The organism is Herpetosiphon llansteffanensis (assembly GCF_003205875.1).
Lineage (GTDB): Bacteria > Chloroflexota > Chloroflexia > Chloroflexales > Herpetosiphonaceae > Herpetosiphon > Herpetosiphon llansteffanensis.
Genome location: NZ_PUBZ01000095.1, coordinates 21,341 through 34,641, shown reverse-complemented (window position 1 = coordinate 34,641; position 13,301 = coordinate 21,341). Strand labels below are relative to the sequence as shown.

General features: G+C 50.7%; 13 protein-coding genes and 1 tRNA gene. 8 read left to right on the top strand and 6 right to left on the bottom strand.

Annotation, left to right across the window (positions count from 1 at the left end; genetic code table 11):
- The first annotated feature begins 21 nt into the window (after nucleotides 1–21).
- The 3 genes from C5S61_RS13125 to C5S61_RS13115 all read left to right on the top strand — a co-directional run bounded on the left by C5S61_RS13125 (nucleotide 22) and on the right by C5S61_RS13115 (nucleotide 1,968).
- Nucleotides 22–273 (top strand): hypothetical protein, encoded by a 252-nt coding sequence (locus C5S61_RS13125; RefSeq protein ID WP_110515502.1) that lies wholly within the window; start codon nucleotides 22–24, stop codon nucleotides 271–273.
- A gap of 317 nt (nucleotides 274–590) precedes the next feature.
- Nucleotides 591–1,391 (top strand): helix-turn-helix domain-containing protein, encoded by an 801-nt coding sequence (locus C5S61_RS13120; RefSeq protein ID WP_164689435.1) that lies wholly within the window; start codon nucleotides 591–593, stop codon nucleotides 1,389–1,391.
- Between the two features lie 82 nt (nucleotides 1,392–1,473).
- Entirely contained in the window at nucleotides 1,474–1,968 is a 495-nt protein-coding gene (locus C5S61_RS13115; RefSeq protein WP_110515500.1) for a YajQ family cyclic di-GMP-binding protein, read from the top strand.
- Between the two features lie 206 nt (nucleotides 1,969–2,174).
- Here C5S61_RS13115 and C5S61_RS13110 read toward each other — a convergent pair whose 3' ends face one another.
- Genes C5S61_RS13110 through C5S61_RS13100 form a run of 3 tightly spaced genes read right to left on the bottom strand, consistent with a single transcriptional unit; the run spans nucleotide 2,175 to nucleotide 4,447 of the window.
- A complete protein-coding gene (locus tag C5S61_RS13110) occupies nucleotides 2,175–3,215 on the bottom strand; it encodes an oxidoreductase (protein ID WP_110515499.1) in 1,041 nt (346 codons plus the stop codon).
- A gap of 21 nt (nucleotides 3,216–3,236) precedes the next feature.
- The gene (locus C5S61_RS13105; protein WP_110515498.1) at nucleotides 3,237–3,995 is read right to left on the bottom strand and encodes a tRNA(His) guanylyltransferase Thg1 family protein; all 759 of its coding nucleotides are present in this window, start codon (nucleotides 3,993–3,995) and stop codon (nucleotides 3,237–3,239) included.
- Nucleotides 3,992–4,447, bottom strand: a complete 456-nt coding sequence (locus C5S61_RS13100) for an AAA family ATPase (protein ID WP_110515497.1) — start codon at nucleotides 4,445–4,447, stop codon at nucleotides 3,992–3,994. Before C5S61_RS13100 ends, C5S61_RS13105 begins: the two co-directional genes overlap by 4 nt.
- Before the next feature lie 176 nt (nucleotides 4,448–4,623).
- On the opposite strand from C5S61_RS13100, the gene C5S61_RS13095 reads away from it, so the two are divergent.
- From C5S61_RS13095 to C5S61_RS13075, 5 genes are all read left to right on the top strand, one after another.
- Nucleotides 4,624–4,700, top strand: a tRNA-Glu gene (locus tag C5S61_RS13095).
- 216 nt (nucleotides 4,701–4,916) lie between these two features.
- Nucleotides 4,917–6,206: an ABC transporter substrate-binding protein gene (locus C5S61_RS13090; RefSeq protein WP_110515496.1), complete on the top strand. Its 1,290-nt coding sequence runs from the start codon at nucleotides 4,917–4,919 to the stop codon at nucleotides 6,204–6,206.
- Between the two features lie 55 nt (nucleotides 6,207–6,261).
- Nucleotides 6,262–7,188, top strand: coding sequence for a carbohydrate ABC transporter permease (locus C5S61_RS13085; protein ID WP_240614516.1), 927 nt, complete (start codon nucleotides 6,262–6,264; stop codon nucleotides 7,186–7,188).
- Nucleotides 7,189–7,240: 52 nt separating this feature from the next.
- Nucleotides 7,241–8,074 (top strand): carbohydrate ABC transporter permease, encoded by an 834-nt coding sequence (locus tag C5S61_RS13080; protein ID WP_164689440.1) that lies wholly within the window; start codon nucleotides 7,241–7,243, stop codon nucleotides 8,072–8,074.
- Between the two features lie 231 nt (nucleotides 8,075–8,305).
- Entirely contained in the window at nucleotides 8,306–9,049 is a 744-nt protein-coding gene (locus C5S61_RS13075; protein WP_054534624.1) for a response regulator, read from the top strand.
- 504 nt (nucleotides 9,050–9,553) lie between these two features.
- On the opposite strand, the gene gap is transcribed toward C5S61_RS13075, so the two are convergent.
- The 3 genes from gap to C5S61_RS13060 all read right to left on the bottom strand — a co-directional run bounded on the left by gap (nucleotide 9,554) and on the right by C5S61_RS13060 (nucleotide 13,161).
- A complete protein-coding gene (gene gap, locus C5S61_RS13070; protein WP_110515493.1) occupies nucleotides 9,554–10,579 on the bottom strand; it encodes a type I glyceraldehyde-3-phosphate dehydrogenase in 1,026 nt (341 codons plus the stop codon).
- 435 nt (nucleotides 10,580–11,014) lie between these two features.
- Nucleotides 11,015–12,037 carry an NAD-dependent epimerase/dehydratase family protein gene (locus C5S61_RS13065; RefSeq protein ID WP_110515492.1) on the bottom strand — a complete coding sequence of 341 codons (1,023 nt, stop codon included), beginning with the start codon at nucleotides 12,035–12,037 and terminating at the stop codon, nucleotides 11,015–11,017.
- A gap of 29 nt (nucleotides 12,038–12,066) precedes the next feature.
- Nucleotides 12,067–13,161, bottom strand: coding sequence for an STAS domain-containing protein (locus C5S61_RS13060; protein WP_164689434.1), 1,095 nt, complete (start codon nucleotides 13,159–13,161; stop codon nucleotides 12,067–12,069).
- Nucleotides 13,162–13,301 lie beyond the last annotated feature (140 nt).

The following is a 13,301-nucleotide window of genomic DNA, read 5'->3' as shown; positions in this document are numbered from 1 at the left end:
AGCTAGTAGAAGGAGTTTTTTATGGGTGCTCGAATTGTTATTTTGCACTTGAGCGGCGAAGATCCAATTGTGGCTGAGATGGAAGACGATCCCCAGCCAACCGATGCCTTTATTCGAGTGAGCAACATGCGTCGCCGCGATGGCAAAGATGTGCCCTATATTGGCGGCGGGGTGCAATCGGTGATTTACCCATGGCATCGGGTGACCTTCATCGAAATGATGGTCAGCGAAGAAGAACGCGGCAACGTGATCGACTTCTTCCGCGACGCATAAGCTTTTAGCTTCAAATAAACGTCACTGAATCCCTTGGCGCTGGTTGCTGCCCAAAAACAGCCAGTGCCAAGGGATTCTTAACGATTGTTAATCCTAGTTTCTCATTTTTCACAGAGCATAAAAGTGGCTGTGGTATAATGCGCTTGGCTGAGGCAAGCATGGCTTGTTTCTTACGGACATTCGTCCGATTGGGCCCATTTATAGTGAACATGAGATTGCTTGATGGCAGCGTTGCCATAACTGCACCTTCATCCACTCCGTTCCCCATGGACGAATACCAGCATGCAGACAACCATCATCATGGCACAAGGCAAAGCATGACAAACGCTGGAAACAACAGATTAGGCCTTCGATTTCGCGAAGCCCGTGAAGCCCGTGGTATCTCGCTGGCTCAAGCTTCAAGTGAAACCCGAATTATCCAACGCTATTTGGCGGCCCTCGAACATGGTGAATATCATCATCTGCCGGGCGATGTGTATGCCCGTGGTTTTATTCGAAATTATGCCCAGTATTTGAATCTGCCCGCAGATGAGTTAATTGATCTGTATCGGATTGAGCGTGGTGCTTCAACGCCGATTCAGGTTGTTCCCGCAGCAGTGCCGCCGCGCCGGAATACGATTTTTCTACCCAGTCTCTGGACAGTAATTTTGGTGGTATTAGCTTTGGTGGTGATCGGCTATCTGACGCTAAATGCGCTTGGGCTTACGACAATCAATAGTACCCAAGTGGCTGGGGCATCAACCTCTACCTCGGTCATTCCTACGCCAACCTTATTAGCTACGCCAACCGCCCAACCAACCAATCCCGATGGTTCAGTACCCTCGCCAATTAACCCATTGGCAACGCCAACCGTCACCATAACCCCAACCCAAGATGTTCCCGTCCAAGTGGTGCTGCGGGTTGATGGTGGTTCGTCGTGGCTGCAAGTTTTAGTCGATGGCCAAAATACCATCGAAGGTATTCAAAGTAACGGCTGGACGCAGACCTTCTCGGCCCAGCAAACAGTTCAGGTCAAGGCTGGCAATGCCGCCGTGGTCGAAGTGATTCACAATGGCAAAGCGCCGGTGCGCATGGGCGCGCCCAACCAAGTTGTCACCACAATTTATACGCCCAATTAACCGTAGCTGAACGCCATGCAGCATTCTTGGGGTATAGTTAAAGCTGCATTCATTATCTAGCAAACGTATTGGGAGGCTTTTTGTGGCTGAATTTAGTTTTGATGTCGTTTCAGATTTTGACCGTCAAGAGTTAATTAATGCTGTTGATCAAACCAAGCGCGATGTTGGTACTCGCTATGATTTGAAAGATACGAATACCGAAATTACGCTTGGCGAAAAGGAAATTACGCTGGTAACCGGCAGCGAATTGGCCTTGAATGCTGTTCGTGATATTCTCGAAACCAAAGCCTTGCGCCGCAATCTTTCGATCAAATTGTTTGATTATGGCGAGCCTGAGGAAATTGGCGGCATGAAAATTCGCCAAGTTATTACCTTGCGCAAAGGCATTGCCGAAGATATTGCCAAGAAAATTGTAAAATTGATTAAGGCCGAAGTTCCTAAGGCTCAAGCTCGAATTCAAGGCGATTCGCTGCGCGTTTCATCGAAAAGCAAAGATGAATTGCAATCGGTGATGACGCTGTTGCGCGAACGCGGCGACGATTTTGCGCTGCCCTTGCAGTTCAACAACTATCGCTAAGTCGTGGTGTTAAAATCCCCTCATCCCAACCCCTCTCCCGTGCGCGGGCGAGGGGCTTTAAACGGTGGTTTTTGCGGAATTCGTGGTAAAAATGGTGGCTCCCCCTCGCCCGCGTTTCAGTGGGAGAGGGGGCTGGGGGGTGAGGGAACGCTCTACACCACCAATTCCTAAAAACCGACCCTTGAAAGGTTGGGGGTGAGGGCAATTCACATCACAAGCGTGCGTTGTTCGGCGGCGCTTTGTTCGGCCAACTCGATCAAGCGAATCACAGCGCGGGCTTGCTTGGCACTTACAGCCAACGCAGCCTCGCCACTGATCGCTTGGGCAAAATTGCGATAATAGGCTGGGTAATCGCCCGCCAGCGTTTCAATTGTGCCGCGCAGCGCTAAGCCATTGGCTTCAGTGTTGAGCAGCCCCCAATCGGCGGCTGGCTCTTGGCCCCAATTTGGGCTATTTGGCGTTTGCCCAGCTTTCAAAGCAGCTTCTTGCGGATCGATGCCCGCTTTGAGCCACGAGCCATGTGTACCATGCACACTGAAGCGCGGCCCTGGTTCGCGTACCAACATGCCTGCTTTGAGCGTTACCTGCAACTCAGCATAGCCCAACCGCAGATCAAAATAATCGACGGTTTGCGCGCCATCACGTTGCTTGGCAAGTTGGGCCGTGATCGTTTGGGGCAAGCCAAACAACACCACAGCCTGATCGATCAAATGTGAGCCAAGATCATACAAAATGCCACTGCCAGCGCTGGCTTGTTCGCGCCAAGCTCCCTGTTTCAGCTGGGGCCGATAGCGATCGTAATGACATTCGTAGCTCACCAATCGCCCCAACCAACCAGCATCAATCACTGCCTTTGTGGTCAGAAAATCACCATCCCAACGCCGATTATGAAACACGCTCAGCACCCGTTGCTGGTGCTCAGCCAGCGCAATCAGTTGATCTGCTTGCAGACTGTTGAGCGTAAACGGCTTATCGACGACCACATGCTTGCCAGCGCTCAAGGCTTGGGCTGCCAAATCAGCGTGCGTTTGATTCGGCGTAGCGATCACAATCAATTCAATTGCTGGGTTCGCCAAGGCTTCGCCAAGATCGGCGACAACCTGCACGGTTGGGTAGCTTTCGCGCGCAGTTTGGCTCTGGCGCTGCACCACGGTGTGTAAATTTAAGCGCGGCTCGGCCATAATCAGCGGTGCGTGAAACACTTGGCTAGCCATGCCAAACCCAACTAAAGCCACATTTATCGCCATAAAAACTCCTAGTTATAAAAATCAACGATCTAATAAATTGTGCAGCAACGCTGTGTAGTTTTCGCGCTGCGGCAATTCAAGCTCAACATGGATGTTACGGCGTTGGGTGATAGTTGGCATTTGCGTTTGGGGATTAAAGCCCGCGTGATCAACATTACGCCAATACAAGCCAATGCCACGCTTTTGCCAGGCAACCAGATCGTTAAAATTGATGCCATGTTGAAACAGCAACTCATTTTTCTGGGCGACGGAAAACTTAGCAACCTGATCGTGCGCCATTTGCGGATTGAGCGCTTGGTCGCGCAATGTCCAGTAGCAATAGGCATTCAGCGCGTTGCGATGGGCATCTTCCATACGCCAGCGAAAATAATCATACACCAGTTGATCGGTGGGCAATTGGCAAATTCGGCAATCAAAGCTGGCTTGCTGTTGAATCGCAAGGCTAAAATGGCCACTAGCTTCGCCCGCCAAAATTGAGCAATATTTGCGCAACTTGCGGCCAAATACATCGCAGCGATAGCTGAAAAGCAGCGAAATCTCGTCGCTTTGGGTATAACCATAGAGCACAGGAAAGCCACAATCCAACAAATGGCTAACCGTGCTCAGCATTGCATCGCGAAAACGTTGATCAAACGGGCGTTGATAGTTCATCACATCTTTGGTTAGGCGGGTAAACGAGCGGCCATCAATGCGTGCCACCATCCAAATATTTGGTAGCACAGTTTGATCGCTGGAGGTTTCATAGACCCGCATTAATTGATCAAGCTGCTCGAAATTCATTGCTCCTCCCATGGAATAACTGCAAATTGCTGGGCTGGCAGTTGTCGCACTAGCCACAAACGGGCAAAACCTTCAGCTAAATCGGGCATTTCCAAGCGCTTGATCGAGCCACGGATAGCGAGTTCAGGCACGTGCTGATCGTTGGGGCGCTGGCGGTTGCGTTCTAGGCACGCAGCCAAATCAGATTGTAAAAAATAGCCTTCAACCGTGAAGCCCGCAGCCTTGGCGGCCTGAATGTAGGCGGCGCGTTGGGTGCGCTCAAGGTTCATTTTATCAATCACAAAGGCTTGTTTAATCAACAAGCAACATTCCACTAAGCGCTGTTCGCGATGCTTGGTGCGCAGCATATCACGATTGATGCGCACATGGGTGTGTAAAAATCGCTGTACATAGAAGGTTGATTTGCCGCTTGCTTGCAAACCAATTAAGAGCACCGCTTGGGGTTGAGGCATAGATCACTCGCTATCCAAATTGTGCAGCCAAAGCAGCGCAATCAAGCTAAAACGCTGGCGAATATCGTCGCAGATTTTAGCGAATTAAGCCTCAATAATCTGGCTGATTTTGCAGCCAAGCTCCAATTTGACAAAAATCTCCGTTACGAGTAGAATACTCAAGCCCTAAACCAAACGGCGCATTCGTCTAGCGGCCTAGGACGTCACCCTTTCAAGGTGAAGATCACGGGTTCGAATCCCGTATGCGTCACCATTTGCACTCACTGTCCACGCAGTGAGTGCTTTGTTTTAACCTCATCAACCCACTCCTTCAGCCAAAACTTGACAATTCTTAAGCGTTTATGGTACTGTCTGTTTACTAAATCCAATGAACTAATAAAGTTTATTCCTCTCCACATTGTAGCCAACATCAAAGCTCGTTCAATTTAAAAGCTTCAACAATCCGCAGCGTCCTAGACAGGAGTGTGTTATGGTTCGCAAATGGCCTTGGAAGCTGGCTTGCGCTAGCTTATTAACGACGGTTTTAGCCGCGTGTGGTGGCGGCAGTGCCACCGAAGCTCCTGCCACGAATGCCAATCGGGTGACGATCACGATTGAAAGCTGGCGCAGCGACGACCAAAAGGTTTGGACTGAACAGATTATTCCGTTGTTTGAGAAGAGCAATCCCAATATTCATGTGGAGTTTCGGCCAACCGCGCCCACTGAATACAATGCTGCGCTCAATAGCAAGCTCGAAGCTGGCACTGCTGGCGATCTGATTACCTGTCGGCCTTTTGATGTTTCATTGGGCTTGTACACCGCAGGCCATCTGGCTCCGCTCAACGATTTGCAAGGCGTTGCGCACTTTAGCGATGTGGCCAAAAGCGCTTGGCAAACCGACGATGGCAAGACCCTATTCTGCTTGCCAATGGCCTCGGTCATCCATGGCTTTATCTACAACAAAACAATCTTCAATGAACTTGGCCTGAGCGAACCCAAAACGGTCGCTGAATTCTTTGCAGTGCTCGATAAAATCAAGCAAGATGGCCGCTACACGCCATTGGTGATGGGCACAGCAGAGCAATGGGAAGCAGCAACCATGGGCTTCCAAAACATCGGGCCAAATTATTGGCTTGGCGAAAATGGCCGCAAAGCCTTGATTGACGGTAGCACCAAATTAACCGATGCCGCCTATGTTTCAACCTTCAAAGACCTTGAGCGCTGGCGCGATTACCTGCCCGAAGGCTTCGAGGCTGTCAAATATGCCGATGCCCAAATCTTGTTTGCCTCAGGTCGCGGCGCAATCTACCCCGCTGGCTCGTGGGATATTGCCTACTTCAACCAAAATGCCAAATTTGAGCTTGGCGCGTTCAAAGCTCCCGTTGTCAATGCCAACGATCAATGTTTTATCAGCGATCACACCGACATTGGAATTGGGATTAACGCCAAAACCACGCATATGGCCGAAGCCCGCACCTTCCTTGAATGGATGACTGGGCCTGAATTTGCTGGCGAATTTAGCAATGCCTTGCCTGGCTTCTTCAGCTTGTCGGATTATCCGGTGACCCTGAAGAATCCGTTGGCCCAAACCTTCGTTGATTGGCGCAAACAATGTCAATCAACCATCCGCAACTCCTACCAAATTCTCTCACGCGGCGAGCCAAACCTCGAAAACGAATTATGGCGTACCAGCGTTGGCGTGATTAACGGCACGTTCGCGCCAGAAGCAGCAGCCCAAGATCTTCAAAAGGGCTTGGATAATTGGTACAAAAAACCCTAACTAACCTGTGGTCTTGCCACCTCGCTGGGCTTTTTAGCGAGGTGGCAATGGTTTGATGAAAGAGTTGCCTATGCTGCGCCCCAACAAATCGCGCCCACGCTGGCATATTGCGGTATTTCTCGCGCCAGCCCTCTTGCTCTACAGCATCGTGATGGTTTTTCCCTTGCTCGATACCTTGCGCTTAAGCCTGTTTAGCTCCGATGGAGCCAATTTTGTGGGCGTGAGCAATTATCAACGGCTGTTTACTGATAGCCAGTGGTGGCCCTATTTTTGGCGGGCGCTGAAAAATACTGTGCTCTTTTTTATCTTGCATATGGTTTTGCAAAATCCCTTGGGCTTGCTGTTGGCAGCGCTGCTCGATAGCAAAAATCTACGTGGGCGTAGCATCTACCGCACCCTGCTTTTTTCGCCAACCATGCTTTCGTTTGTGATTGTGGGCTTTATTTGGCAACTGATTCTCAGCCCGACCTGGGGCATTGCGCCAGCGATTAGCGATTTTTTAGGCATTCGCTATCGCCCATGGCTTGGTTTAGAAAGCACATCGTTGCCAACCGTGGCCTTGATTTCAATTTGGCAATTTGTTGGCATTCCAATGCTCTTTTTTATGACAGCGCTGCTGGCTGTGCCGCAAGATATTTTGGAAGCAGCGCGGGTTGATGGCGCGAGTGCTTGGCAATTATTTTGGCGGGTCAAATTTCCGCTCATTCTGCCGACAGTTGGGATTGTGAGCATTTTGACCTTTATTGGCAACTTCAACGCCTTTGACTTGGTGTATACCGCCAAGGGTGCGCTGGCAGGGCCAAACTTCTCGACCGATTTGCTCGGCACCTTCTTCTATCGCACCTTCTACGGCTTCCAGCTGCAACTTGGCGATTATGCGATGGGTACGACAATTGCCATGGTAATCTTTTTGATTATCTTGTTTGGCAGTTTGCTGTATTTATTAGTTTGGCAACGCAAGGTTGTAAGCTATGAGCTCTAATTCGCTTGTGAGTAAACCGCCCATGACCCAACCAAAAACCGCTCCCAACACCATGCGGCCAAGCCGCTGGCTCACGCCATTGCTGGTGCATGCGATCTTGGGCAGCTACACCTTGTTGGCGATTGCGCCGGTAATTTTGGTAGTGATGAACTCGTTCAAAGGCTCGCAAGCAATTTTCCAAAAGCCCTATTCGCCGCCCCTTGGCGAGCTGTTTGATCCAGTTGGTTATGCAACGGTTTTTAAACAAACTGCGATTTTGCATTATCTTGGCAATAGCTTGCTGGTAACGCTTGGCTCGATTGGCCTCATTTTGCTGCTTGGAGCCATGACCGCCTTTGGTTTGACTGAATATCGCTTTCGGGGACGGGGCTTTTTTACTCTCTATGCGCTAATTGGCTTGATGATTCCGATTCGTTTGGCAACTGTGAGTATTCTAAAACTAATGGTTGCGCTGAATCTGCAAGACACAATTTGGTCGTTAATTTTGGTGTATAGCGCCCAAGGCTTGCCGATGGCGATTTTTGTGCTTTCGCAATATATGCGCCAAGTGCCAAGCGACCTCAAGGATGCAGCGAGGCTTGATGGAGCCAGCGAGTACCAAGTATTTTGGTTGGTTTTGCCCTTGATGCGCCCAGCCTTGGCAACCTTGGCGATTTTCGTGATGCTGCCAATTTGGAACGATTTATGGTTTCCGCTGGTTTTAGCTCCTGGCGAGGCTTCGCGCACCCTCACGCTTGGCGCACAACAATTCCTTGGTCAATTTCAAACCGATTGGAGCGCCTTGTTGGCGATGTTGACCTTGGCGATTGCGCCGGTGCTAGTGCTCTACCTCATTTTCTCGCGCCAACTGATTCGTGGCCTGACGGCGGGCACAGTCAAAGGCTAGGATTCCCTCACCCCAACCCCTCTCCCGTGGCGCGGGCGAGGGGCTTTTGTTTTGTGGTTTTTGCATGATTGGTGATGAAAACGGGTGCTCCCCCTCGCCCGCCGCGTGGGCGAGGGGTTGGGGTGAGGGGACACATCAAAATCCTTTGAGTTATGCCCAATAGACCTAGCCGAATGCGCACTTTCTTGGTAGCATATACAGAGATTCCTTAACTGTGCAAGGAGTGCTTGTATGCGTTTGCTCAACCGAACTAACGAACGCCATGAAGAAAATGCCCATCAGCGCAAAATTCTGGTTGCCGATGATGATCCGGCGATTTTGCGCTTGGTCGAGGTGGCGTTAAGCGGCCAGCGCTATCAACTCGTCACAGTTTCCAATGGCCTCGAAGCGCTCAAAATGTATCGCGATGGCGAATATCAGCTTTTGCTGATAGATGTGATGATGCCGTATGTTGATGGCTTCACGGTGACCGAGCGCATTCGTTCGCGTTCCGATGTGCCAATTATTATTATTACCGCCCGCGATGGCACCGATGATGTGGTGCATGGCTTTGAGCTAGGCGCTGATGATTATATTACCAAGCCGTTTCGTACTGCTGAACTGCAAGCACGAGTCGAGGCGATTATTCGGCGCGTCGAAGGCTATCAACATCGCAAAGCCTCGCCGATTGTGCGCATTGGCGATTTAGAAATTGACGAGCCACGCCACAAAGTGCTGCTCGCTGGCGAGGATGTTAATCTCACGCCGATGGAATTTGAGTTGCTCTATTTCTTGGCGGCGAATGCAGGCCAAGTGTTTGATCGCGAAGTATTATTTCGTGAAGTGTGGGGCTACGAATACGTTGGCCAAACCAACCTTGTCGATGTGTGTGTACGCCGCTTACGCGAGAAAATCGAAGAACTGCCATCGAAGCCCCGCCGGATTCTGACGGTGCGCGGCGTTGGCTATAAGTTGGCCGATGGCGGTTCGTTGTAAAAGCTGGGGATCAGGGGTTAGGGATCGGGGGTCAGGCTATCGGGCAAAGACGGGATTCATTTTAAAGCAGCGGCGTAGAGTGAAGTAAGGATGAAATTAAGAACATAGAACATAGAGCATAGAACATAGGAGATTGGGCTATAGGCTATTGGCTTTTGGCTATCGGAACAATAATCAAGCTAATCTGTGCAATCTGTGGCTAAAAATATAAAACCTTCGGGGGCATTTTAACGCAGAGGAGCAGAGCATAGAGGGCTATTGGCTTTTGGCTAGCAGAACAGCAATCAAGCTAATCTGTGCAATCTGTGGCTAAAAATATAAAACCTTCGCAGTCTCCGTGAATCGCATTTTCAACGCAGCGGCGCAGAGCATAGAGGGCTATAGGCTATTGGCTTTTGGCTAGCAGAACATCGTTTGGATTCACATAAGCCTATAGCCTATAGCCAATTAAAAAACGCGCTGGTGGCTCAAAACCACCAGCGCGTTTGGTTTGCGAAGAAAAACTTAGAGCTTTTCAGCGATGTAAGCGGTGAGGTCGGCAATGCGGGTTGCATAGCCCCATTCGTTGTCGTACCAAGCAACAACTTTGACCATCTTTTCGCCAATCGCCATTGTCAAGCTCAAGTCGACGACGCTTGAGTATGAAGTCCCGATAAAGTCTGATGAGACCAATGGCTCGTTGGTTACGCCCAACACGCCTTCCATTGCGCCTTGTGAGGCTTCGATAAAGGCATTGTTGATGGTTTCAACGGTTGCGCCGTTGGTCAATTCGACCACAAAGTCAATCATTGAAACGGTTGGGGTTGGGACGCGCACTGAGAAACCGTCGAACTTGCCCTTCAGCTCAGGGATAACCAAGGCCACAGCTTTAGCAGCACCAGTGGTCGTTGGAACCATGTTCAAAGCAGCGGCGCGAGCGCGACGCAAATCTTTGTGGGGGCCGTCTTGCAGGTTTTGGTCCATTGTGTACGAGTGAATCGTCGTCATCAAGCCATGCACAATCCCGAACTTATCGTTCAAGACTTTGGCCACAGGAGCCAAACAGTTGGTGGTACATGATGCATTTGAAACAATCGTATGTTTTTCAGGGTCGTAGTTTTCTTCGTTCACGCCGATACAGACCGTAATGTCTTCGTTTTTGGCGGGAGCGCTGATGATAACTTTCTTTGCGCCTGCGTCTAAGTGCAGTTTGGCTTTGCTAGCATCAGTGAAAATCCCAGTCGATTCAATCACGATATCGACGTTGAGCTCACCCCATGGTAACTTTGACGGATCGCGCTCGGCCAAGGCCTTGATGACCATTGGCTCTTCTTCATCGGCGAAGGTAACGCTGATTGTATCTTCAGTGGCGGTGACATCGCCATCGAATGAACCATAGGTTGAATCGTACTTGAGCAGGTGGGCCAACGTTTGGTTATCGGTCAGGTCGTTGATTGCAACAATTTCCAACTCATCGCGATAGAGATCCAAGATGGTTTTGAAGCTTTGGCGACCGATGCGACCGAAGCCGTTGATTGCTACTCGTGCCACAAGTGACTCCTTAATATTTCGCACCAAAATAAGAATGCTTTCACGGCTTTGCGCCGTTCGTCACCACTATAGCACATTCGTAGCTTGCTGTCATTCTGCTTTGGTGAAGGTTTGTAGGCTTAGAAGAGAGAACAAAGAACAAAGGCATAGAACATAGAACATAGAACATAGAGCATAGAGCAGAGGGGCAGCAGCGAGAGATCAGGGGCTTACAAGGGTAGTTAAGATCCCCTCACCCCAACCCCTCTCCCATCCGATGGGCGAGGGGCTTTAATTTTAATGCTGTGGTTCTTGCGCAATGCGTCGCTAAAAACGCGTGCTCCACCTCGCTCCCGCCTTCAGTAGACGAAAAAAAGAGGTCAGCCGTGCCCGACCTCCGACCCCCAATCAATCGCTCTTTTCTGCCTTTTGCTTTTTGATTTCTGATTTTTGATATTATTTCATTCCTAAATTAAACTCGCGCTTGGCCCACTCAATGGTGCGTTGGCGGGCCTCGGCCAGCCCCACCAGCGGCTGGTAGCCAAAATCTTGGGTGGCTTTGGCTCCGGTAAACCAAAAATCAACGCAGGTTGAGGTAACCGTGTAGCGGGTTAGGCTGGGGCGTTGTTTGCTGCGGGTGGTGCGATACCAGGTTTCGCTGGGCCACGCTAGCGCATGCATGAGGCCAAATGGCACATGGCGCTGCGCCATGCGCAAACCCAAGGCTTCGATAATGGGCTTGAGAAACAGAAAAAAGTTATCAGGATCAGGATCAACCAAGAAATAGGCTTGGCCGCCCATCACACCAGCAACGGTTAGATGTTGGGCCGCGAGAATATGGCCATGCGCAGCATTCTCCACGTAGATATGCGAAAAGCGTGCCGAGCCATCGCCCAAGCGTGGAATCGCACTGCGCCTGCCCAAATTGACCAACGATGGCAAACGGTGCGAATCGCCTGGGCCATAAACCCCGCCCAAACGTAATGAACAGGTTGCCAAGCCAGCCTGACCATTGGCCGCCAAGACGAAGCGCTCGCCAGCGGTTTTGGTCGCGCCGTAAATATCTAAATGGCGCTTGGGATAGGGCAAGCGCTCATCACCAGCGCGAATTGGCTTGCCCTCGAAAACCACATCAACGCTGCTGGTGTAAATTAGTTGCGCAACGCCCATGGCTTTGCAGGCAGCAACCACATGCTGCGGCCCGAGCACATTCACATCGTGCAATAATTGGGCATTGCCCCAACCCCAATCGACCGCAGCAGCACACAAAAAGACCGTGCCAACATCGCGGCAAGCTTCTAAAACTTGCTCAGCACGGCGCAAATCGCCAACGACCGATTCGACTTGCTGGTCGGGATAGGGCTGAAGATCAAACACCCGTACAGGTCGCCCGCTGGCCAAAAGTTGCTGCACCAAATGCTTGCCAACAAAGCCACAACCGCCAATCACCAACGCCCGGGTGGGTTGCTCAAGCGCCATCGAAAATCTCCCAATTACAACGTTGCAGGCTACGAATTCAGGGCTTGTTCCAACGTGGCAAACGCCGGCAAACGACTAACATCAATGCCAGAACCAACCAAGCCTTGGGCAACATCAGGATTGATGCCAACTAAGGCGGTTTCGGCTCCAACCAAGCTGGTAGCGGCAATCACCGCCGCCAATTCGCCAGCCATATAGACATCAACCAACGGCACACCAGTCACATCAAGCAGCACTTGGCGGGCGCGTTGCTGCACCACCGCCGTAATCACCCGTTCGCGAATCGTGGCCAAGCGATCGCTATCAAGTTGTCCAACTAATGGCACGACCAAGCGTCGCCCACCCAGCGGAATAATTGGCACACCCAACTCACGAATAACCGCCGCTTGTTGCTGGTTGGCTTCCAGCAATTGAGCTTGTTCTGTGGCACGCTGCTTCAATTCAGCCAAGGTATTTTGCAAGGTTGCAGTGCGCTCGGCCACGGTTTTTTCAAGGCTTGCTTGCAGCTGTTCTAGCTCGGTTTGGCGGGTGTGGGCGCTGCTTAGCGCGGTTGATAAGGCGCTGCTATAGCTCGATAAAACCATGCCTAGCACCAAAGCAACTGCCATGTAGCCACCAATAATCCCGCCATAGTTTTTATCCATCGGTTTGGCAAAACCAGTGATTTGGGGCACAAATGCTTCGGCCAAGGCAGTTGCAATCAAGCCAAACATGCCAACGCCGATCATCACAAAGGTCAATTTGCGGCCACTCAGCAAGCTTGCCAAGGCCATGGGCACAGCCAAGCCAAAAATAATCGCGCCGCTATCGGCCAAGCCCGTACCAAGCAACATAATTAATAAAAAGAACGATAAGCCAAAAACACTGCCAAAGAGCGCCAGCTTAAAATAATTGCGCCGCAGGAGTAACAACGCTCCTAGAAAAATCATAATCGCTGCGCCAATTGCGATCGCAATGCCAATCGATTGAGTTGTGGTGACTGGAGCAATGAACGGAACAACTAAAGCGCCAGTGCTGGCCAAAAACGAACCTAAGAGAATGCCCTGCATAATTTGGGCCTGTTGCAATTGAATGGGGTCGGAATACGTAAGCGAATGAAGCCATTGCTGAAAAAAACGTTTCACGGGTGGCTCCTCAGGGTGTGGGATTGTAGGTATGAGTTCTAGCGCTATTGTACCACCTTCGTTTACCCGCTTGTTCAACTTTAGGTTACAGCTTGCTACCATCAAAAAAAGCCAAGCCCATAAACTGAGCTTGGCTGAAT

What these genes read in the sequence shown, in the direction of transcription:
- C5S61_RS13090 (WP_110515496.1), top strand. Translation starts at nt 4,917, where the DNA reads ATGGTTCGCAAATGGCCTTGGAAGCTGGCTTGCGCTAGCTTATTAACG.
- C5S61_RS13120 (WP_164689435.1), top strand. Translation starts at nt 591, where the DNA reads ATGACAAACGCTGGAAACAACAGATTAGGCCTTCGATTTCGCGAAGCC.
- C5S61_RS13065 (WP_110515492.1), bottom strand. Translation starts at nt 12,037, where the DNA reads ATGGCGCTTGAGCAACCCACCCGGGCGTTGGTGATTGGCGGTTGTGGC.
- C5S61_RS13085 (WP_240614516.1), top strand. Translation starts at nt 6,262, where the DNA reads ATGAAAGAGTTGCCTATGCTGCGCCCCAACAAATCGCGCCCACGCTGG.
- C5S61_RS13100 (WP_110515497.1), bottom strand. Translation starts at nt 4,447, where the DNA reads ATGCCTCAACCCCAAGCGGTGCTCTTAATTGGTTTGCAAGCAAGCGGC.
- C5S61_RS13075 (WP_054534624.1), top strand. Translation starts at nt 8,306, where the DNA reads ATGCGTTTGCTCAACCGAACTAACGAACGCCATGAAGAAAATGCCCAT.
- C5S61_RS13110 (WP_110515499.1), bottom strand. Translation starts at nt 3,215, where the DNA reads ATGGCGATAAATGTGGCTTTAGTTGGGTTTGGCATGGCTAGCCAAGTG.
- C5S61_RS13105 (WP_110515498.1), bottom strand. Translation starts at nt 3,995, where the DNA reads ATGAATTTCGAGCAGCTTGATCAATTAATGCGGGTCTATGAAACCTCC.
- C5S61_RS13080 (WP_164689440.1), top strand. Translation starts at nt 7,241, where the DNA reads ATGCGGCCAAGCCGCTGGCTCACGCCATTGCTGGTGCATGCGATCTTG.
- C5S61_RS13125 (WP_110515502.1), top strand. Translation starts at nt 22, where the DNA reads ATGGGTGCTCGAATTGTTATTTTGCACTTGAGCGGCGAAGATCCAATT.